Genomic DNA, 18,351 nt, shown 5'->3' with positions numbered 1-18,351 from the left:
CTCTCCTTACGAACGACTGACGTGACGCTCATGCGCCATGCGCGAGGCTGTCCGCTTGCTGTTCGAGTGGAGGTGGCGACCGTGCACTGGGAAAGCGCACAGGCCTATGCATGGCCGTTGGGGGCGGCGGTGCTGGTGGGGGGCATCGGCGCGTGGTTGATCCTGTGGATCTACCACCGGTTGAAAGGACGCGATCGGCGGCGTGCGCGCATCGGTCGCGTGCTCGGGCTGCCGCTGGCCACCGCCTGGCCGCTGCTGCTGTTGATTCCCGCGCTGCAGGCGACGCCGCTGCAGGATCCGCTGCTGGGCAACCTGCAGCACGTGCTGCACATCGCGCTGACCGCGTGCTTCATCTGGTTGCTGGTACGGGCGGTGGCCGCCGGCGAGCGTGCGATCCTGCGCAGCCATCCCATCGATGTCTCCGACAACCTGGAAGCGCGCCGCATCCAGACCCAGACGCGGGTGCTCAGCCGCGTGCTGATGGGCGGCATCATCGTGCTGGGCGCATCGCTGGTGCTGCTCACGTTCCCGATGGTGCAGAAGATCGGCACTGCTTTGCTGGCATCGGCCGGCCTGATCGGTCTGGTCGCCGGTATCGCCGCCAAGCCGGTGTTCGGCAACCTGATTGCTGGCCTGCAGATCGCGGTGACGCAGCCGATCAGGCTGGACGACGTGGTGATCGTTGAAGGCGAATGGGGCCGCATCGAGGAGATCGGCAGCAGCTATGTGGTGGTACGCATCTGGGATGAGCGGCGGATGGTGGTGCCGCTGACCTGGTTCATCGAGAACCCGTTCCAGAATTGGACGCGACGCAGTGCCGACCTGCTTGGCACGGCCTTCCTGTGGCTGGACTACCGGGCGCCGATCGCAGCGATCCGCACCGAGCTGGAGCGGATCTGCCGGGGTGAAGCGCTGTGGGATGGCCGGGTCTGCGTGACCCAGGTGACCGAGACCAGCGAGCGTGCGATCCAGGTGCGGCTGCTGGTCAGCGCGCGCAGCTCCGGCGATGCCTTCGACCTGCGCTGCCTGGTGCGCGAACGCATGCTCGATTTCCTCGCGCGCGAACATCCGCAGTCGTTGCCGCAGGTGCGCGCACGCGTACAGCACGATGATGAGCTGGACATGCCACGAGTACCGCGTACGCGGACTGCAGATGTGCGTTCGCCGGGCGCGGAGGATGGCGAGGCGGCGATCGTGCCGATGGAATCCCTGGACCGGTAGTGCCGGCCGCTGGCCGGCATCTGCGGGATGATGGGTTGCCGGCCAGCGGCCGGCACTACCCGATCACGGCTCGCCGGCGTCGATCAGCGCGTCGGTATCGAAGTGTGGTGGCCGCCGCGCGCGGGTGCGCTGTTCATAGGCGTAGGCCATCTCGATCAGCTTGGGCTCGCTCCAGGCGGTGCCCATGAACAGCAGGCCGACCGGCAGGCCGTCGATCTGGCCCATCGGCACGCTGAGGCTGGGATAGCCCGCCACAGCCGCGGCGCTGTAGCTCTCGCCCGGGAAGTCGTCGCCTTCGCTGCGGATCGGCCATGCCACACCGGTGGTCGGTGCCACCAGGGCATCGAGCTGCTGCGCGGCGAGGGCGGCATCGATGCCTTCCGGGCCGGCCAGCCGGCGCGCATCACTGCGTGCGCGGATATAGGCGGGGTCGGCCAGCCCGGCGGTGGCGTCGGCCTCGACCAGCAGCTCCTGGCCGAACAGGCCCAGCTCCTGCCTGGCGTGTGCCTGGTTGAAGGCGATCAGGTCGGCAAGGCTGCGCAGCGGCGCGTGGTGGGTGCTGAAGTAGCGCTCCAGCCCTGCCTTGAATTCGTACAGCAGCACGAGGCGTTCGGCCTCGGCCCAGGCGCCCTGGTTGGGCAGCTCCACCGGCACCACAACGGCACCGGCACGGCGTAGCTCGGCGGCGGCCTGGTCGATCAGCGGCGGCATTCCGCGGTATTTCAGCAGGGGCGTCTGCAGCAGGCCGATGCGCTTGCCGCGCAGGCCCTGCGGGTCCAGCCGCGCGGTGTAGTCATAGACCGCGCGGCCGGGCATGGTCGCAGTCGCCGGGTCGGCGTCGTCGCGGCCGGCGATCGCGGTCAGCACGGCCGCCGCATCGGCGACGCTGCGTGCCATCGGCCCGGCGGTGTCCTGGCTGAACGAGATCGGGATGATGCCGTCGCGGCTGACCAGTCCAACCGTCGGCTTCAGGCCGACCACGCCGTTGATCGCCGCCGGGCAGACGATGCTGCCGTCGGTCTCGGTGCCGATCGCCACGCTGGCCAGGTTGGCGGCCACGGCCACCGCACTGCCGCTGCTGGAGCCGCAGGGCGAGTGGCTGAGTCGATAGGGATTGCGGGTCTGGCCACCGCGCGCGCTCCAGCCCGAGATCGAGTCGTTGCCGCGGAAGTTGGCCCACTCGCTGAGATTGGTCTTGCCCAGCACCACCGCGCCGGCGTCGCGCAGCCGACGCACCAGGTAGGCGTCGTCCGGGCGGAAACCCTGCAGGGCCAGCGAGCCGGCACTGGTGGCCATGGGCGCGGCGTTGATGTTGTCCTTCAGCAGCAGCGGAATGCCATGCAGGGGCCCGCGCAGGCGGCCATCGCGGCGCTCGCGGTCGCGCGCTGCGGCTTCCTTCAGTGCATCCGGGTTGAGCTCGATCACCGCGCGCAGGCGCGGCCCGGTGCGGTCCAGGGCCGCAATGCGCTGCAGGTAGGCCTGGGTCAGGGTGGTGCTGTCCAGCTCACCGGCGGTCATCCGCGCCTGCAGATCGGCGACATCGGTTTCGGCGTACGGGAACGGCACGTTGCGGCTCGCAGGTTCGGCCGCATGCGCGCTGGACGTGGCCGGGCTGCAGCCAGCCGAAAGCAGCGCAGGCAGCGCGGCGAGCAGGCAGGTCAGCAGAGGCGGCAAGGACGGGCGCATGGGGCGGCTTGGTCGGCTCCAATCCCCAGTGTAGCCGCTGCTCAGCGATGGCGCTTGCGCAGGTCGCGGGCGAGGACGTAGACCACGATCAGGTTGATCGCCAGGATCGTCCACGACGGCCAACCCGGGTGCCGGATGATCGCGAAGATGTCGAAGGGCAGGTACAGCGAGGCGGTCAGGCAGCCCAGCCAGGAGGCCCAGGCCTTGGCCCGCCACAGTCCCCAGGCTTCGACCAGGTGCAGCAGGCCGTAGCCGATCATCCCCGCCGCGGCCAGGTGCACCGCGTCGGGGCTGATCATGTGCAGCAGCGAGGGCAGGGTGCCATGGTCCGGATCCAGGCTGAAACGCCGGATCAGGACCATGATGCCGTGCCGCAGCGGCTGCGGTCCGAGCACTTCCAGCCCGGTGGCGGCCAACAGCGCCAGCATCGCCTTGCTCGCTTCGAGCAGGGCGATGACGTGGAGACCCGGATGCCGGTGCGGATCCGGGTTGTAGCCGCTCTGGTTCACGGGGTGCTGGCTCAGCCGCCGCGCGAAGCCTTCTTGCGGTCGCTTTCGGTCAGGAACTTCTTGCGCAGGCGGATCTCCTTCGGGGTGATCTCGACCAGCTCGTCGTCTTCGATGAAGTCCAGGGCCTGTTCCAGCGAGTACTTGATCGCCGGGGTCAGCTGGATCGCATCGTCCTTGCCCGAAGCGCGCATGTTGGTCAGCGGCTTGGTCTTGATCGCGTTGACGGTCAGGTCGTTGTCCTTGGAGTGGATGCCGACCAGCTGACCTTCATACACGTTGTCGCCTTCAGCAGCGAACAACTTGCCGCGTTCCTGCAGCGGGCCCAGCGAGTACGCCGGCGTGGTGCCCGGGGCATTGGCGATCATCACGCCGTTGATGCGCTTGGCAATGGCGCCCTGTTCCTTCGGACCGTAGTGGTCGAACACGTGGAACAGCAGGCCCGAACCCTGGGTGAGGGTCTTGAACTCGTTCTGGAAACCGATCAGGCCACGGGCCGGGATCGAGTATTCCAGGCGCACGCGGCCCTTGCCGTCCGGCTCCATGTTCTTCAACTGGCCCTTGCGGGTGCCCAGCTTTTCCATCACGCCGCCCTGGTGGATTTCTTCGATGTCCACCACCAGCTGCTCGATCGGCTCCATCATCTGGCCGTCGATTTCCTTGATGATCACTTCCGGGCGCGACACGGCCAGCTCGTAGCCTTCGCGACGCATGTTCTCGATCAGCACCGACAGGTGCAGCTCGCCACGGCCGGAGACCAGGAACTTGTCGGCATCTTCCAGCTGTTCGACCTTCAGGGCCACGTTGTGGACCTTTTCACGGTCCAGGCGGTCCTTGATCTGGCGGCTGGTCAGGAACTTGCCACCGGACAGGTCCTTGTTGCCGGCGAACGGCGAGTTGTTGACCTGGAAGGTCATCGAGATGGTCGGCTCGTCGACGGTCAGTGCCGGCAGCGCTTCCGGGGTGTCCGGGTGGCACAGGGTGTCGGAGATGGTCAGCTCCGGAATACCGGAGATGGCGACGATGTCACCAGCTTCGGCGGTGTCCTGCTCGATGCGCTCCAGGCCCAGGAAGCCCAGCACCTGCGCGACCTTGCCGTTGCGCTTCTTGCCTTCGCGGTCGATCACCGCGACCTGCATGTTCTTCTTCAGGGTGCCGCGCTGGATGCGGCCGATGCCGATCACGCCCACGAAGTTGTTGTAGTCCAGCTGGCTGATGCGCATCTGGAAGGCGCCTTCCGGATCGACTTCCGGCTTCGGCGCGTGCTGCATGATGGCTTCGTACAGCGGGGTCATGTCGCCGTCGCGCACGGTGTCTTCCAGGCCGGCATAGCCGTTCAGGGCCGAGGCGTAGACGATCGGGAAGTCCAGCTGCTCATTGGTGGCGCCGAGCTTGTCGAACAGGTCGAAGACCTGGTCGATCACCCACTCCGGACGCGAGCCCGGGCGGTCGACCTTGTTGACCACCACGATCGGCTTGAAGCCCATCGCGAAGGCCTTCTGGGTCACGAAGCGGGTCTGCGGCATCGGGCCGTCCATCGCGTCGACCAGGATCAGCACGGTGTCGACCATCGACAGCACGCGCTCGACCTCACCACCGAAGTCGGCGTGGCCGGGGGTGTCGACGATGTTGATCCGGTTCTTGATGCCGGTCTTCTTGTCTTCCCAGGTGATGGCGGTGTTCTTGGCCAGGATGGTGATGCCGCGTTCCTTTTCCTGGTCGTTGCTGTCCATCACGCGCTCGGCGAGGACGGTGCGCTCGGACAGGGTGCCGGACTGCTTCAGCAGCTGGTCGACCAGGGTGGTCTTGCCATGGTCGACGTGGGCGACGATGGCGATGTTGCGAAGATTTTCGATGGACATACGAAAGGGGGCCAGTCGGCGCCGGATTTGGAAAAAGAAGTCCAACATTATACGTCGAACTTGACGATTCGCGAAAAGGTGGATTTCACGCCGGTCATGGGGCCCATTCAGCTGGGTCCCGCCGCTGCGGTCGAGGCTGCCTGGCGCCGGTGGCTGGGCTGCCCATCCGGCGGCTGAAGCCGGGATCTGCGCCCATGGTCGAAGCCGCCGCCGCCACGAGGCAGGTGTAAACTAGGTGGCTAGACGCGTTCCCCTCTGCATCAAGGATCTTCATGTCCCTCATCGCCACTTTCGACACCACCCAGGGCCCGATCAAGGTCGAGCTGTTCGCCGACAAGGCGCCGCTGACCGTGGCCAACTTCGTGAACCTGGTCAAGCACGGTTTCTATGACGGCCTGATCTTCCACCGCGTGATCGCCGACTTCATGATCCAGGGCGGCTGCCCGCAGGGTCGTGGCACCGGTGGCCCGGGCTACAAGTTCGAAGACGAGAAGAACGGCGTGAAGCACGAGGTCGGCTCGCTGTCGATGGCCAACGCCGGCCCGAACACCAACGGCAGCCAGTTCTTCATCACCCACATCAAGACCGATTGGCTGGACGGCCGCCACACCGTGTTCGGCAAGGTCCTGGAAGGCCAGGCCATCGTCGATTCGGTCAAGCAGGGCGACGTGATCCATTCGATCACCCTGGAAGGCGACGTCGACGCCGTGCTGGCCGCCCAGGCCGAGCGCGTGGCGGAGTGGAACAAGCACCTCGCCGCCTGATCCCCCTTCGAAACGGCCACCCATGGGTGGCCGTTTCCCTGTTCCCCGCCGCCCGCCAGGCCTGCGTGGCCACGCCCGCGGCGTCCCATCAAACGCTTGCAAGCAAGAGGAAACCCCCATGAAAGCACCCGTTCGTGTTGCCGTGACCGGCGCCGCCGGCCAGATCGGTTATGCCCTGCTGTTCCGCATCGCCTCCGGCGAAATGCTGGGCAAGGACCAGCCGGTCATCCTGCAGCTGCTGGAACTGCCGGTCGACAAGGCCCAGGCCGCCCTGAAGGGCGTGATGATGGAACTGGAAGACTGCGCCTTCCCGCTGCTGGCCGGCATGGTCGGCACCGACGACGCCGAAGTCGCGTTCAAGGACGCCGACATCGCCCTGCTGGTCGGCGCGCGTCCGCGCGGCCCGGGCATGGAGCGCAAGGACCTGCTGCTGGAAAACGCCAAGATCTTCACCGCCCAGGGCGCGGCGCTGAACAAGGTGGCCAGCCGTGACGTGAAGGTGCTGGTGGTCGGCAACCCGGCCAACACCAATGCCTACATCGCCATGAAGTCGGCCCCGGACCTGAAGCCGGAAAACTTCACCGCCATGCTGCGCCTGGACCACAACCGCGCGCTGAGCCAGCTGTCGACCAAGCTCGGCAAGCCGGTCGGTGGCATGGAGAAGCTGGTGGTGTGGGGCAACCACAGCCCGACCATGTACCCGGACTACCGTTTCGCCACCGCCGATGGTGCGTCGATCGCCGATGCGATCAACGACCAGGAGTGGAACGCCAACACCTTCATCCCGACCGTCGGCAAGCGCGGCGCGGCGATCATCGAAGCCCGTGGCTCGTCCTCGGCTGCTTCGGCCGCCAACGCTGCCATCGACCACGTGCGTGACTGGGTGCTGGGCAGCAACGGCAAGTGGGTCACCATGGGCGTGCCGTCCGATGGCTCCTACGGCATTCCGGAAGGCGTGATCTTCGGCTTCGCGGTGACCACCGAAAACGGCAAGTACACCCTGGTGAAGGATCTGCCGATCGACGACTTCAGCCAGAAGTACATCGACAAGACCCTGGCCGAGCTGGAAGAAGAGCGCGCCGGCGTCGCCCACCTGCTGGGCTGATGCAGGCGGTACCGGCTCCGGTCGGTACGCAGAAGACGGGGAAGCTTCGGCTTCCCCGTTTTTGTTTGGACGGATACGGAACCCCATGATCCACCTGCACTACTCCGATGACGCGCTGCTGGTGGCCGAGAAGCCGGCCGGCCTGCTGTCCGTGCCCGGCCGCAGCGCCGAGAACCAGGACTGCGTGGTCGCGCGCCTGCAGGCGCTGTACCCGGATGCATTGACCGTGCACCGGTTGGACCAGGTGACCTCCGGCCTGCTGCTGCATGCGCGTGGCAAGGAGATGCAGGCGGCGTTGTCGATGCAGTTCGAGCAGCGCCAGGTCAGCAAGCGGTATGAAGCGGTGGTGCAGGGGCTGCTCGAAGGCGAGGCCGGCGAAGTGGACCTGCCGTTGATCGTGGACTGGCCGAACCGGCCGAAGCAGATGGTCGATCACGAACGCGGCAAGCCGGCGCTGACGCGCTGGCGCGTGCTGGCACGTGATGTTGAAGCGCAGCGCACCCGCATGGAGTTGGAACCGGTCACCGGTCGCAGCCACCAGTTGCGGCTGCACATGGCCAGCATTGGCCATCCCATCGTGGGTGACGTGCTGTATGACGCCGCGCCTGCGCAGCGGGTGCATCTGCATGCGAGCAGCCTGCGGTTCACCCATCCGGTGACAGGCGAAGCACTCGCGTTCGAGTCCCCGGTTCCGTTCTAGGGGTTCGGCAGGGCTTGCAGCCCTGCGCCCGCAGAATCAACGTCAACGTCAAAAGCGGGCTATCCGTGGGTTGGCGGGACGGTGTCGGAGTGCGGGGACGCCGTAAGTACGTCCTTGTAGGCTTGGCAGCCGCTTGCTCGTGTGCGCGTTCCTGCGCACACGGCAAGACCGGGGTTGGGCGTCCTGCCCAACCCGCCCGAGGCATGCCTCGGGCCCATGCGGCTGACACCCCGCAATCCGACACCGCCCCACCTTCGACAGGTTCACGCCGCTGTTGGCACACGCCGCTGTTGGCAACGGCGGCCGTTGGAACGCGCGGCTGTTGGTAGGTGTCGACCTTGGTCGACACGACTTTTCTGTCAGATATCGAATGAATCATCCACGCATGGCGTGGCTCTACTGTGTCGACCAGGGTCGAGACCCACCAGGGCAATACGTCGTTCCGGCAGCTCGCGGAAATCTGTCGAAGGCGGGGTGGGTCCGGTTGAGGGGGCGTGAGCCGCATGGATGCGGCGACCGAGCCTACATGGACGTATTTACGGCGCCCACCTCAACCGGACCCACCCCGCCAATTCACGGAATGCCAGCTTTTGCTGTTGCTCAGGTGGTTGACGTTGCCTCGGCGGGTGCAGGGCGCAGCCCTGCAAAGTAAAACCCACTCAGCCGTCGCCCTGGATCCCGCCGGGAGCCTGCGCCGGGTCGCGCCAGCGACGCACCGTGCGCTGGAAGAACAGGTTGTTCGGCAGCTGCAGCACCGTGCCCTCGTGGCCGTCACCGGTTTCCTGCAGCGTCGTGTAGATCAGGTTCACGTCGATCACCCGGCCCTTCAGCCCAGGTTTCTCGCCGTTCTCCAGCACCTCGATGTAGTCGTGCAGGCGGAACGGACGGGTGGTGAATATCAGCAGCGTGCAGAAGATGTTGGACAGCACGCTCCAGGCCGCGAAGAAGGCCACCGCGCCCACCGCGGCGAAGCCGGTGAAGGCGGTCCAGAGTACCGACGGCTTCGCGCCGAGCAGGCTGAGGATGTACAGCAGGGCACTGAAATAGACCACGAAGCTGGTGATCCGGCGTGCGCCCATCACCATTTCCGGCGGCAGCGTGTAGTGCTCGGCGAAGCGGCGGATCAGGCGACGGGCGAGCAGACGCAGCAGCCAGGCGACCAGCAGTACCAGCACGATCTGCAGGGCGACGCCGGCGTAGTTCAGCCAAGGGTGGGTCCAGGGCGGCAGGTGGTCTTTCAGCGACAACATCATGGGGCGACTACGGCGGGGGAACGGCCCCCGATGTTACCCGGCGCGTGCGGGGGATTCGACCGTGGGCGTCCAGGCCAGGCAGACCAGCTCCTTGCGATGCTGCTGCAGGCAGGCGCGGCCGTTGTCGGGGCGAAGCTGCAGCGACAGCCCCAGCGCCTGCAGCAGGACGCAGGCAATGATCACCAGCAGGGCGGCGCAGGATGGGCTGGACATGGCAGGACTCCCGGACGGCGTTTTCACGAAGGACCTTGCATGGATGCAGCGGCCGCCGAAAAGGTTGCAGGGAATCGATCATCGTCTGGCTCTAAACCTTTTTCAGGGCCGCCGCATCCAAGCGATATGCTCGACACCACCATGCCCGCGCCGCCTGCCGCCAACGACGCCGTCGACGAATCCGCCCTGGTGCGGGCGGCGGCCGCTGGCGATACCGCCGCCTACGAACTGCTGTACCGGCGCCACGCGCCCCGCGTATTTGCCGTGCTGTGGCGGCTGTGTGGGGGTCAGCAGGCGCGTGCCGAAGATGCGCTGCAGGAGGCCTTCCTGCAGGCCTGGAAGGCGCTGCCGGGGTTCCGTTTCGAGAGCAGCCTGTCGACCTGGCTGCATCGGCTGGGGGTCAATGCCGCCCTGATGGAATTGCGTGAGCGCGCGGCCGGGCAGGACCACGACAGTCTGGATGAGGTCGACGGCGGGCTGCAGGAACTGGCGGTGCATGACCGCTGTGCCGGCACCGAGCGCGACCTGGAGCGCGCGCTGTCGACGCTGCCACCACGGGCACGTGCGGTACTGGTGTTGCACGATATCGAGGGCTGGAAACACCAGGAAATCGCCGAGCAGCTGCAGATGGCTGTCGGCAGTTCCAAGGCACAGTTGCATCGTGCGCGCGGTTTGCTGCGTGCACGGCTGGGAGAAATGACATGACGACACACGACCACGATTCCGATTCCGCGCTGCTGGCACGCCTGCGTGCCCTGTCCAGCGAACGCAGCGTGCCCGCCGATGGCTGGGAGCGCCTGTCGGCCCGGCTGCCACCGCGTGAACCACCGTCGGCGCCTGCAGCGGATGGCAATGTGGTGGCCCTGCCCATGCGTCCGAGGCGACGCTGGTGGCTGCCGGTGGGCGCGGCGCTGGCGGCCAGCCTGGCGGTGTATGCGGTGGCGCCGTGGCGCCATGCGCAACCCGGCATGCCGGCGCCGTCCGCATTGCAGCTGCAGGCCGCGGCGATGACCGAGCAGTACCAGCAGGCCGTCGCTTCGCTGCCCGATGGACGCGCACCGGAATGGCAGCCGGCCCTGCACGAACTCGATGAAAGTGCCGCGCAGATCCGCGCCGCACTGGCGCAGGACCCACGTGCGCCGCACCTGCTTGGCCAGCTCAAGCGCACCTATGCGCTGCGTCTGGAACTGACCCGGCAGGCGGCCTATGCCGCCGAGTCCGGCCTGGCGACCTGAGGAGACCGCAATGACCCGAACCCTGATTTCCTGCTGTGTGGCGCTGTTGCTGGCACCCTCGCTGGCGCTGGCCGACACCCGTATCGACGAACGCCACACGCTGGCCGCCGGCGGTCGCATCGAACTGAGCAATGTTGCCGGCAAGGTCACCGTGCGCGGCTGGGACCGCAACGATGTGCAGCTCACCGGCACGCTCAGTGACGGCCTGCAGCTGCGCCAGGAGAAGAGCGCCAACCGCGTGCGCTGGGAGATCGAATACCCGCGCCGCAACGGCAACGGTGGCGCCACGCTGGTGCTGAATGTGCCGCGCTCGGTGGAACTGCTGCTGAGTACGGTCAGCGCCAGCCAGGACATCAGCGGCATCGACGTGCGCCGCCTGCAGGCCGATACGGTCAGCGGCAGCCTGAGCGCGGCCGGGCGCAGTGGCGACAGCAAGCTCAACACGGTCAGCGGCAGTGTCAGTGCTCGCCTGCAGACACCGAAGCTTGGCGTCAATACGGTCAGTGGCCGGATCGAGGCCGGTGGCGGCGTATCCGGTGATATCGGTGCGCAGACCGTGTCCGGCCGGGTCGAGGTCGACGCCGGGCGGGTGCAGCGGCTGGCGGTGGAAACCGTGTCGGGCAGCCTCGAGCTGGCAGCGGCCGGGTTGGCACCGGGTGGCCGCGTCAACGTCGAATCGGTGAGCGCCTCGGTGACGCTGAGCCTGCCGCGCACGGTGTCGGCGCAGCTGTCGGTGAACAGCTTCAGCGGTTCGATCAACAGCGATGCCGGGCAGGTGGAGCGGCCGCGCTACGGGCCGGGCAGCCACCTCGACACGCGGCTGGGCGGCGGTGATGGTGACATCCGCATCCAGTCGCATTCGGGCAGTGTGCAGGTACGCCTGGATCGCTGAGTGCGGTCCGGCAGGCCGCGGCGGCAGCGCCGCCGCGGTCGGTACTGGGTCAGCTGGCTTTCTTCAGCGCCCAGGTGGTGCCGAGGACTTCGATCTTGCCACCGGCCTTGCGGAACGCAGCCAGGTCCGAAGCGATCGAATCACTGCTGACCACGGTGCTGGCGGCCGCGCCCTTGCGTTCGCTGCGGATGCTGTTGCTGGCCTTCGCGGGGGTCTTTGCCTTGCGGGGCATGGTTGCTCCTGTCAGGTGGAAGGGGAGGAAAGCGACCAGGCATCAGCCTGGCGCAGGTAGTCCTGCCGCTCGCGGCGGCAGTCATCGCCGCCCATCGAAAACTGGCGGCAGATCGCCGGGCGCTGCGAATAGATCGTGCAGCGCAGGTGATAGGGATCGATCGCCGCGCACCAGCCTTCCTCGTTGCGTGCCATCACGGCACGGCCGTGGGCGTCGCGCGAAAGGAACTGGCCAGGCACCTGGTCGCCGGGCTGCAGCAGCACGGGCAGCCGGCAACAGACCGCGTCACAACGGCGGCAGTCGATGGGTGCAGGTGCTGCGTCAGGTTGTAAGGCCTCTGGGGCCTGGCGGGTGCCCAAAGCGGGTCTCGATGGCGGCTCCGGTGGTACGCGGACCATGAACGAGCCAGGAAGGCATGGCCGCTAGGCCCGCAGGGCGGGCCGGGCTGCACGGAAGACACGCACCGGCGTGGCCGGTGGAAGGTGCAGCAGGGTTCTAGCCGACCAAGAGTAACTTAGACCGCGTAACGTTTTGTTAATCCTGGCTGGCTGCGGCCAGCGCAAGGCCCTGGACCACGCCCAGCGAGGGTTCGCCGTAGACCATGCGGGCGCCCGGGAAGGCCTCGGCCACGGCCTGGCGCAGGTAGCCGGCACGGGACATGCCGCCGGTCAGGAACACCGCATCCGGGTCGCCACCGATGTCGCTGCGAACCTGGGCCAGCAGTTCGCGGATCTGCTCCAGGTACCCATGGGCGGCGGCGGCCAGGCCGTCGGCGCTGCTGTCGGCATGCAGATCGCGGGCGATGTAGTCCAGCGTGCTGCGGTGCTCGCTGGCAGCGCTCAGGGCGATCTTGGCGCGTTCGACATCGCGGTACAGGCGCGCGGTATTGCCGGTGTCCTGCAGGGCCTGCAGGCGGTCGCCCCAGGGCGCGTCCACATGGTCGTACTTGTGCAGGCGGAAATCGCGCTGGCGGGTCATGTCCTGGACGGTGGCCGCCTCCACATAGTGGTGGGCCGGTACGCGGGTGATGCCGCGGCCGAACAGCGGCATGTAGCTGGACAGGCTCAGTGCCAGGTCGATGTCGGTGCCGCCGCGGGCGATACCCCAGGCGCGGTGGATGCGCGGTGCGTCGTCGCCGCCGACTTCGGCATGCGCGATGTCAGTGGTACCGCCGCCAATGTCGACGATCACGGCCTGATGCCGCTCGCGGCTTTCGGCGTGGTAGTGCATGGCCGCCGCCGCCGGCTCTTCGAGGAAATCGATCTGGTCGAAGCCGGCCTGGGTGGCGGCCTCGCGCAGGATGTCCAGTGCCTGGTCGTTGCCGGCCGCGCCGATCGAACTGCGGAACTGCACCGGGCGGCCGAGCAGGGCGGCACGCAGCGGGCGGCCAAGCTGTGCGCTGGCGGTCAGGCGGATGTGTTCAAGGATGTGCGCGGCGATGCCGGTGATGGTCTGCCTGGCGCGCGGGTGCAGGTTGTAGCCCAGCATCGACTTCGGGCTCTGCACCAGGTTGCCTTCGTGTTCCTCGAAATACGCTTCCAGAGCCTCATCACCGTAGACCGCGTTCTGCAGCAGGTCGCTGGCACTGCGTTCCTGGCCGGCACGGGCTTCCATCCACTCGCGGCGCAACGCGCGCAGGGCTTCGCGGCGCAGCGCCTGTGGCGTGCGTTCCTGGCCGGCGGCACGCGCTGCGCGGGCGGCGCTGTCGATCATCTGCTGCAGCTGGTGTTCTTGGCCGTCGTCGAGCTGGAAGTCGTCCGGGTCGGGCACCACGCCGGGGAAGTAGACGCTGGTGCGGAACTGCTCGGCATCGCCGAAGCGGATCGGCAACAGTTTTCCCTCATGCACGATGGCGGCGGCGGAGTTGCTGGTACCGAAGTCGATGCCGAGGCGCATGGGGAGTTCCGGGGACGATCAGGGGCCGCGCACTCTGCTGCAGTTCGCCACCAACTGCAAGTTCCTGCGTCCTGCCGTGAAGGAGGGCTGCCGCCGCCCCTCCCGGCGGAATGGGAAAAAGGCCGGCCGGTTACAATGGCGGCTGTTGATTCATTTTGAGGTACTTGCCGATGTCGTCCGCCCCCGCCTGCCCGCAGTGCACCCTGGAAAACACCTATGCCGATGGCGCGCTGTGGATCTGCGCCGACTGCGGCTTCGAGTGGACCGCCGAGGAAAGCGCCGGTTCGACCCTGGTCGTGCGTGACAGCAACGGCAATACCCTGCAGACCGGCGACACCGTCACCGTGATCAAGGACCTGAAGGTGAAGGGCTCCTCGATCCCGCTGAAGCAGGGCACGGTGATCCGCAACATCCGCCTGGTCGAGGACGATGCCGAGCACATCGAAGGCAACTCGGACAAGATCAAGGGGCTGGTCCTGAAGACCTGTTTCCTCAAGAAGGCCTGACCGGACCTCAGCGCCTGGCCTGCTGCGCGCGCCAGCGCGCCAGGCTGTCCAGCTTGGCCTGGTAGCGTGCCTGCTCCTGGGCCCCGCCCAGTTCCTGCGCGCGCAGCATTTCGCGATCGGCACGCTTGAGCTGGCCGGCCAGGAAATAGACCCGTGCCAGCCCGAAGTGGAACTGGTGCGCGGTGTCATACAGGCGCACCGCCTGGCGGTAGTAGCGGATCGCCGCATCCAGCTGGCCCGCACGCTCGGCTTTGGCGCCGAGCATGTACTGTGCGAACGGGTCCTCGCGCTGCACCGACGTCAACCGGCGCTCCAGCGCCTGCGCCTGCGCGGTCAGGCCCAGGCTGCGGAACAGGGCCGAGGCATTGGTCAGCGCGGCATCCTGGCGTCCATCCAGCTGCAGCGACCTGTCCAGCGCCTGTCGTGCGCCTTCGTTGTCGCCTGCGCGATGGTCGAGCACGCCGACGTTGTTCCAGACTGGAGCGAACCCGCTGTCCTGGGCCAGCGCTGCGTCGAAGAACGCGCGTGCGCCCACCAGGTCACCTTCGGCAAGGTACTCGGCGCCGCGGTTGTTGTAGAAATGCGCCAAGGCCCGCGCACGGCTGACCGGAACCGGCCCGCGTCGGTCGTAGAGCACGTTGCGGTCGAGGTCGACGGTACCGAAACGCCCGCCGACGTCGACGCCGGCGTTGACGTGCCCGACGTTGTAGACCACGCCGTTCTGCTGGTCCTGGTACCACGACACCACCTGTCCCACTTCCTGCACGCGGGCCTGGATGCCGGCTTCGCGGGCAAGCGTCACGAACAGCAGGGTGAAGGCCAGGCAGTTGGCCTGGCGGTGCTGCCAGATTTCGCTGACGGTGTAGGTCGCATTGGCGTCGTACTGCAGGTCCAGGCCGTGCTGGTCGAAGATCATTTCCACCAGCGCCTGCAGGCGCAGGTCGCGGGAGTAGCTGCGCTGGATCACCTGTTTCTGCAGCATCGCGCGCAGGTCCGCCGGAATGGCGAACACTTCCTCCGGCGTTGGCACGCGCGGGGCCGACACGGTGATGGTTGGAGTGGTCACCACCGTTGCAGGCGGCGCCGGGTCCGCGCCGAAGGCCGGCGCACAGAGGGCGAGCAGCGAAAGGGCCAGGCAAGGGACGGAAGGACGGTACATGACAGCTCCCGGCAGCGGCGGGCGCTCCCGCCTGTGGCGAGTGTAGACCCAGGGATGTTCCGCTGCAGCGACCGTTGGTCGGCGTCGCGGTTCATCCACAACCGGTGTGGACCAGCGCTCGACAAAGCTGTGGACAACCGCGCCCAGGCCGCGCCCGGCAAGCGTTGTGAGTGCGTGGTGAAAAAACAGCCAGCTTGCCCGCCGCCGGCGCAGGCGGGATGATCCGGGCATGGACTTCTCACCGCTCTCGCTTTCCCCGGCGCAGTGGCAGGCGCTGCAGGACAGCTATGCAACGCCGCCTCGCGCCTACCACCACTTCGGCCACGTGCGCGCCGTGCTGCAGCACTGCCAGGAGGTGGCTGATGGCCCGGGCTGGCAGCAGCCGGCCGAGGTCTATCTGGCCGCGCTTTACCACGATGCGATCTACCAGGCCGGGCGCAAGGACAACGAGGCACGCTCGGCGCAGCTGGCGCTGCAGGCAATCGCGCAGGCACCGGAACTGGCCGCCGTCGATGGCACCCGGGTCGAGCAGCTGATCCTGCTGACCGCCCGCCATGGCGAGCTCGGCCCGGACGATGTCGATGCCGAGGCCGCGCTGTTCCTGGACTGCGACATGGCGATCCTGGCCGCGCCGGAACCGGTGTTCGCCGCCTACGACCGCGGCGTGGCCGAGGAGTACACGGGCGTGGTACCGGGCTTCCTGTACCGTGCCGGGCGCCGGCGCTTCCTGCAGGGCCTGCTGCGCGCGCCACGCATCTTCCTCAGCGATTTCTTCCACCAGCGCCTGGATGCCGCGGCCCGCGACAACCTGCGCCGGCAGTTGGGCCGCTGAGCCCGCCCGGTACACTGGGCGCTGTTTCCCCCAACACCGTTTCCGACCGTGTCCGTCCCTGATCCCGATCCCCGCCCGCTGCCGCCGGAAGAACCCGGTCCCAACGAGTGTTGCGGCAGTGGTTGCCCGCTGTGCGTGCTTGACCTGTATGCCGATGAGCTGCAGCGCTACCGCAAGGCGCTGGCCGAGTGGCAGGCGCGGCATCCGGATGCCGCGCCATGAACCGCGCGCGTCCGGCGGCAGTGCTGGCGATGGTGGCGTTGCTGCTGTTCGTGGCGACTGCACTGTGGACCCAGTTCGCGCGCACCGACCTGGACTGGGTGCGGGCCACGCTCAGCCTCTACCTGCATGGGCCGTGGGGGCTGGCACTGCGCGCGGCGTACTGCCTGTTGGCGCTGGCCATCGCGGTGCTCGGCATCGCGCTGTATCGCGGCAGCATCGGCCCGCGTCGCAGCGGGGCCGCGCCGCTGCTGTTCACCGTGTCCGCACTGGGGCTGGCCACCGTCGCCATCGGTGACAGCTGGCTGCCTGATGCAACGCCATTGCTGGCACCGTTCATCCATGGGCTGGCGGCCAACACCGCGTTCCTGTGTGCCAGCGTCGGCATGCTGCTGCAGGCCTGGTACCTGCGCCGCGAACCGGGCTGGCAGTCCGCCGCCGGCCTGCTCTGGGGCTGGGCGTGGCTGGCGTTCGTGCTTCTCTGGCTGCACGTGCTGTGGCGCGCTGGGCCGCCGCGTGGGCTGGGGCAGAAGGTTGTGATTGCGGTGATCGTGGGCTGGCTGCTGTACCTGGCGCTGGCGTTGTACCGCCGCAGCCGCCGTCCCGCCCCTCACTGAACCCCCAACGGCCTGCGCCGGTACGTGCCGTGCACGCGGTGGCGGCGTATCGTGTGCGCATTCCATCGGGGCTGCGATATGAAGCGTGCAGGGCTGGGCAGGGCAATGGGTGTGGTACTGGCGCTGGCTGCGCTGCCGGCGATGGCGGCGGCCAACGTGCAGCAGTTCAGCCACGGGCGGTTCGAACAGATTCCGGTGCACATGCCGTCGGGAACGCCGCAGCGGGTAGTGATCTGGTTCCATGAACCTTCTGCCGGCGGTGATACCAGCCGTTTGCCGATCGAGGCCCTGCGTGCCGATGGCGCGATGGTCGCTGCCGTGGATATCGCGCATCTGCGCGGGGTGCTCAAGCGCGAGGGTAACCCGACCTGCTCGTTCGGTTCCGGTGACGTCGAGAACTTCTCGCGCTGGCTGCAGGCGTCGCTGCATCTTCCCGGCTATCACCTGCCGCTGGTCGGCGGCGATGGTGAAGGTGCCGAAATGGCCTACTCGCTGGCGGCGCAGGCCGATACCCAGGTATTCGCCGGCCTGCTCACCACCGGCTTCTGCCCGGACCACAGCCACGAGCGCATGGTCTGCGGCGATGGCGTGAAGCGCAACAGGTTGCAGCCCGCCGAACTGAACTTCCCGTGGTTGAGTGCGGCCGGTGATCACGGCTGCAAGATGGGCGAGGCCAGCGGGTTCGTGCAGCAGGTGGCGATGGCGCGCGAGTTCAAGCGCACCACGCGCGGTGATGCCTCACCGGGCCTGGTGGCTGCGGCGCGGGTGATGGGGGCGCAGGCGGGTGTCAGCCTGGCACCGCCGCCGGCTGCGCTGAAGGGCCTGCCGGTGGTGGAAGTACCGGCGACCGGCAACGGTGACACGCTGGCCGTGTTTGTCTCCGGCGACGGTGGCTGGGCCGGCCTGGACAAGGACGTGGCGTCGTCGCTCAACGAGCACGGCGTGGCGGTGGTCGGCATCGATTCGCTGCGCTACTTCTGGAGCGAGCGCACGCCGAAGGGCTTTGCTGCGGACCTGCAGAAGATCATCGATCACTACCGCCAGCAGTGGCACCGCGACAAGGTGATGCTGATCGGTTTCTCGCAGGGCGCCGACGTGCTGCCGGCCACCATCAACCAGCTCGATGCAGATACCCGCGCGGCACTGGACCGTATTGTGCTGCTGTCGGTGGGCAAGAAGGCCGACTTCGAGTTCCATGTCAGCAACTGGCTGGGCGGCGGCGGTGACGGCCTGCCGATCGCGCCGGAAGTGGCGAAGCTGCCGGCTGGCAAGACGTTGTGCGTGTATGGGCAGGACGACGATGACGCGTTGTGCCCGGGCCTTCCCGCCAACGATGGCGTGCAGAAGGTGAAGCTGCCGGGCGACCATCACTTCAATGGTGACTACGACCGCCTGGCCGAGGTGATCCTCAAGGGTGGCGCGTAGCGCCGGGCAATGCCCGGCGGTAGGGGGT

The 18,351-nt window shown here is 67.6% G+C and carries 21 protein-coding genes; 12 read left to right on the top strand and 9 right to left on the bottom strand.

Annotation, left to right across the window (positions count from 1 at the left end; translation table 11 throughout):
* Positions 1 to 81 precede the first annotated feature (81 nt).
* Positions 82 to 1,221 (top strand): mechanosensitive ion channel family protein, encoded by a 1,140-nt coding sequence (locus N7590_RS06050; RefSeq protein ID WP_053512030.1) that lies wholly within the window; start codon positions 82 to 84, stop codon positions 1,219 to 1,221.
* Between the two features lie 63 nt (positions 1,222 to 1,284).
* Here N7590_RS06050 and N7590_RS06045 read toward each other — a convergent pair whose 3' ends face one another.
* From N7590_RS06045 to typA, 3 genes are read right to left on the bottom strand one after another with little or no spacing between them, the layout of a single operon-like run.
* Entirely contained in the window at positions 1,285 to 2,907 is a 1,623-nt protein-coding gene (locus N7590_RS06045) for an amidase (protein WP_053448884.1), read from the bottom strand.
* Positions 2,908 to 2,948: 41 nt separating this feature from the next.
* A complete protein-coding gene (locus N7590_RS06040) occupies positions 2,949 to 3,416 on the bottom strand; it encodes a DUF2127 domain-containing protein (RefSeq protein WP_005415426.1) in 468 nt (155 codons plus the stop codon).
* An 11-nt stretch (positions 3,417 to 3,427) separates the two neighbouring features.
* Positions 3,428 to 5,275, bottom strand: a complete 1,848-nt coding sequence (gene typA / locus N7590_RS06035; protein WP_049456418.1) for a translational GTPase TypA — start codon at positions 5,273 to 5,275, stop codon at positions 3,428 to 3,430.
* A 272-nt stretch (positions 5,276 to 5,547) separates the two neighbouring features.
* Between typA and N7590_RS06030 the strand changes: the two genes are divergently transcribed.
* The 3 genes from N7590_RS06030 to N7590_RS06020 all read left to right on the top strand — a co-directional run bounded on the left by N7590_RS06030 (position 5,548) and on the right by N7590_RS06020 (position 7,844).
* Positions 5,548 to 6,039 carry a peptidylprolyl isomerase gene (locus tag N7590_RS06030; RefSeq protein ID WP_004153629.1) on the top strand — a complete coding sequence of 164 codons (492 nt, stop codon included), beginning with the start codon at positions 5,548 to 5,550 and terminating at the stop codon, positions 6,037 to 6,039.
* A gap of 118 nt (positions 6,040 to 6,157) precedes the next feature.
* On the top strand, positions 6,158 to 7,144 hold the full coding sequence (locus N7590_RS06025; protein ID WP_004153634.1) for a malate dehydrogenase: 987 nt from the start codon (positions 6,158 to 6,160) through the stop codon (positions 7,142 to 7,144).
* 85 nt (positions 7,145 to 7,229) lie between these two features.
* The gene (locus N7590_RS06020; RefSeq protein ID WP_053512027.1) at positions 7,230 to 7,844 is read left to right on the top strand and encodes an RluA family pseudouridine synthase; all 615 of its coding nucleotides are present in this window, start codon (positions 7,230 to 7,232) and stop codon (positions 7,842 to 7,844) included.
* A gap of 659 nt (positions 7,845 to 8,503) precedes the next feature.
* Here the strand turns inward: N7590_RS06020 and N7590_RS06015 are convergent.
* Together N7590_RS06015 and N7590_RS06010 are read right to left on the bottom strand one after the other, a co-directional pair.
* Complete coding sequence (locus tag N7590_RS06015) at positions 8,504 to 9,097, bottom strand: mechanosensitive ion channel family protein (protein WP_006462204.1); 594 nt, start codon at positions 9,095 to 9,097, stop codon at positions 8,504 to 8,506.
* Between the two features lie 33 nt (positions 9,098 to 9,130).
* Positions 9,131 to 9,310 (bottom strand): hypothetical protein, encoded by a 180-nt coding sequence (locus N7590_RS06010; protein ID WP_164242760.1) that lies wholly within the window; start codon positions 9,308 to 9,310, stop codon positions 9,131 to 9,133.
* Positions 9,311 to 9,436: 126 nt separating this feature from the next.
* Between N7590_RS06010 and N7590_RS06005 the strand changes: the two genes are divergently transcribed.
* Genes N7590_RS06005 through N7590_RS05995 form a run of 3 tightly spaced genes read left to right on the top strand, consistent with a single transcriptional unit; the run spans position 9,437 to position 11,437 of the window.
* Positions 9,437 to 10,015 carry an RNA polymerase sigma factor gene (locus N7590_RS06005; protein ID WP_164242759.1) on the top strand — a complete coding sequence of 193 codons (579 nt, stop codon included), beginning with the start codon at positions 9,437 to 9,439 and terminating at the stop codon, positions 10,013 to 10,015.
* The gene (locus tag N7590_RS06000; RefSeq protein ID WP_164242758.1) at positions 10,012 to 10,545 is read left to right on the top strand and encodes a hypothetical protein; all 534 of its coding nucleotides are present in this window, start codon (positions 10,012 to 10,014) and stop codon (positions 10,543 to 10,545) included. The genes N7590_RS06005 and N7590_RS06000 overlap by 4 nt, the downstream gene beginning before the upstream one ends.
* A gap of 10 nt (positions 10,546 to 10,555) precedes the next feature.
* Positions 10,556 to 11,437 (top strand): DUF4097 family beta strand repeat-containing protein, encoded by an 882-nt coding sequence (locus tag N7590_RS05995; RefSeq protein WP_279935240.1) that lies wholly within the window; start codon positions 10,556 to 10,558, stop codon positions 11,435 to 11,437.
* Between the two features lie 49 nt (positions 11,438 to 11,486).
* Here the strand turns inward: N7590_RS05995 and N7590_RS05990 are convergent, their stop codons facing one another.
* The 3 genes from N7590_RS05990 to N7590_RS05980 form a co-directional block, all read right to left on the bottom strand.
* Positions 11,487 to 11,669 carry a hypothetical protein gene (locus N7590_RS05990; protein WP_005410566.1) on the bottom strand — a complete coding sequence of 61 codons (183 nt, stop codon included), beginning with the start codon at positions 11,667 to 11,669 and terminating at the stop codon, positions 11,487 to 11,489.
* An 11-nt stretch (positions 11,670 to 11,680) separates the two neighbouring features.
* On the bottom strand, positions 11,681 to 11,974 hold the full coding sequence (locus N7590_RS05985) for a YkgJ family cysteine cluster protein (protein WP_080375010.1): 294 nt from the start codon (positions 11,972 to 11,974) through the stop codon (positions 11,681 to 11,683).
* 229 nt (positions 11,975 to 12,203) lie between these two features.
* Positions 12,204 to 13,565, bottom strand: a complete 1,362-nt coding sequence (locus tag N7590_RS05980) for an Hsp70 family protein (RefSeq protein WP_053511581.1) — start codon at positions 13,563 to 13,565, stop codon at positions 12,204 to 12,206.
* Between the two features lie 170 nt (positions 13,566 to 13,735).
* Here N7590_RS05980 and N7590_RS05975 point away from each other — a divergent pair, with 170 nt between their 5' ends.
* A complete protein-coding gene (locus N7590_RS05975) occupies positions 13,736 to 14,071 on the top strand; it encodes a zinc ribbon domain-containing protein YjdM (protein WP_006462284.1) in 336 nt (111 codons plus the stop codon).
* 7 nt (positions 14,072 to 14,078) lie between these two features.
* On the opposite strand, the gene N7590_RS05970 is transcribed toward N7590_RS05975, so the two are convergent.
* Entirely contained in the window at positions 14,079 to 15,230 is a 1,152-nt protein-coding gene (locus tag N7590_RS05970; protein ID WP_053511580.1) for a transglutaminase domain-containing protein, read from the bottom strand.
* Between the two features lie 229 nt (positions 15,231 to 15,459).
* Here N7590_RS05970 and N7590_RS05965 point away from each other — a divergent pair, with 229 nt between their 5' ends.
* The 4 genes from N7590_RS05965 (at position 15,460) to N7590_RS05950 (ending at position 18,323) form a co-directional block, all read left to right on the top strand.
* Positions 15,460 to 16,062, top strand: a complete 603-nt coding sequence (locus N7590_RS05965; protein ID WP_164242756.1) for a hypothetical protein — start codon at positions 15,460 to 15,462, stop codon at positions 16,060 to 16,062.
* A 48-nt stretch (positions 16,063 to 16,110) separates the two neighbouring features.
* Entirely contained in the window at positions 16,111 to 16,284 is a 174-nt protein-coding gene (locus tag N7590_RS05960; protein WP_053511578.1) for an oxidoreductase-like domain-containing protein, read from the top strand.
* Positions 16,281 to 16,898 carry a DUF998 domain-containing protein gene (locus N7590_RS05955; RefSeq protein ID WP_053511577.1) on the top strand — a complete coding sequence of 206 codons (618 nt, stop codon included), beginning with the start codon at positions 16,281 to 16,283 and terminating at the stop codon, positions 16,896 to 16,898. The genes N7590_RS05960 and N7590_RS05955 overlap by 4 nt, the downstream gene beginning before the upstream one ends.
* Positions 16,899 to 16,976: 78 nt before the next feature.
* Positions 16,977 to 18,323 (top strand): AcvB/VirJ family lysyl-phosphatidylglycerol hydrolase, encoded by a 1,347-nt coding sequence (locus N7590_RS05950; RefSeq protein WP_053511576.1) that lies wholly within the window; start codon positions 16,977 to 16,979, stop codon positions 18,321 to 18,323.
* The last annotated feature ends 28 nt before the right edge of the window (positions 18,324 to 18,351 follow it).

Origin of the sequence: Stenotrophomonas sp. GD04024 (assembly GCF_029837545.1) — a bacterium.
GTDB classification, from domain to species: Bacteria; Pseudomonadota; Gammaproteobacteria; order Xanthomonadales; family Xanthomonadaceae; genus Stenotrophomonas; species Stenotrophomonas forensis.
The sequence above is the reverse complement of the archived record's forward strand: the minus strand, read 5'-3'. Positions and strand labels throughout refer to the sequence as shown.

Bases quoted from the DNA above. Each gene is read 5' to 3' on its own strand.
- N7590_RS06045 (WP_053448884.1), bottom strand. From the start codon at position 2,907: ATGCGCCCGTCCTTGCCGCCTCTGCTGACCTGCCTGCTCGCCGCGCTG.
- typA (WP_049456418.1), bottom strand. From the start codon at position 5,275: ATGTCCATCGAAAATCTTCGCAACATCGCCATCGTCGCCCACGTCGAC.
- N7590_RS06030 (WP_004153629.1), top strand. From the start codon at position 5,548: ATGTCCCTCATCGCCACTTTCGACACCACCCAGGGCCCGATCAAGGTC.
- N7590_RS06025 (WP_004153634.1), top strand. From the start codon at position 6,158: ATGAAAGCACCCGTTCGTGTTGCCGTGACCGGCGCCGCCGGCCAGATC.
- N7590_RS06020 (WP_053512027.1), top strand. From the start codon at position 7,230: ATGATCCACCTGCACTACTCCGATGACGCGCTGCTGGTGGCCGAGAAG.
- N7590_RS06015 (WP_006462204.1), bottom strand. From the start codon at position 9,097: ATGATGTTGTCGCTGAAAGACCACCTGCCGCCCTGGACCCACCCTTGG.
- N7590_RS06010 (WP_164242760.1), bottom strand. From the start codon at position 9,310: ATGTCCAGCCCATCCTGCGCCGCCCTGCTGGTGATCATTGCCTGCGTC.
- N7590_RS06005 (WP_164242759.1), top strand. From the start codon at position 9,437: ATGCTCGACACCACCATGCCCGCGCCGCCTGCCGCCAACGACGCCGTC.
- N7590_RS06000 (WP_164242758.1), top strand. From the start codon at position 10,012: ATGACGACACACGACCACGATTCCGATTCCGCGCTGCTGGCACGCCTG.
- N7590_RS05995 (WP_279935240.1), top strand. From the start codon at position 10,556: ATGACCCGAACCCTGATTTCCTGCTGTGTGGCGCTGTTGCTGGCACCC.
- N7590_RS05990 (WP_005410566.1), bottom strand. From the start codon at position 11,669: ATGCCCCGCAAGGCAAAGACCCCCGCGAAGGCCAGCAACAGCATCCGC.
- N7590_RS05980 (WP_053511581.1), bottom strand. From the start codon at position 13,565: ATGCGCCTCGGCATCGACTTCGGTACCAGCAACTCCGCCGCCGCCATC.
- N7590_RS05975 (WP_006462284.1), top strand. From the start codon at position 13,736: ATGTCGTCCGCCCCCGCCTGCCCGCAGTGCACCCTGGAAAACACCTAT.
- N7590_RS05970 (WP_053511580.1), bottom strand. From the start codon at position 15,230: ATGTACCGTCCTTCCGTCCCTTGCCTGGCCCTTTCGCTGCTCGCCCTC.
- N7590_RS05965 (WP_164242756.1), top strand. From the start codon at position 15,460: ATGGACTTCTCACCGCTCTCGCTTTCCCCGGCGCAGTGGCAGGCGCTG.
- N7590_RS05955 (WP_053511577.1), top strand. From the start codon at position 16,281: ATGAACCGCGCGCGTCCGGCGGCAGTGCTGGCGATGGTGGCGTTGCTG.
- N7590_RS05950 (WP_053511576.1), top strand. From the start codon at position 16,977: ATGAAGCGTGCAGGGCTGGGCAGGGCAATGGGTGTGGTACTGGCGCTG.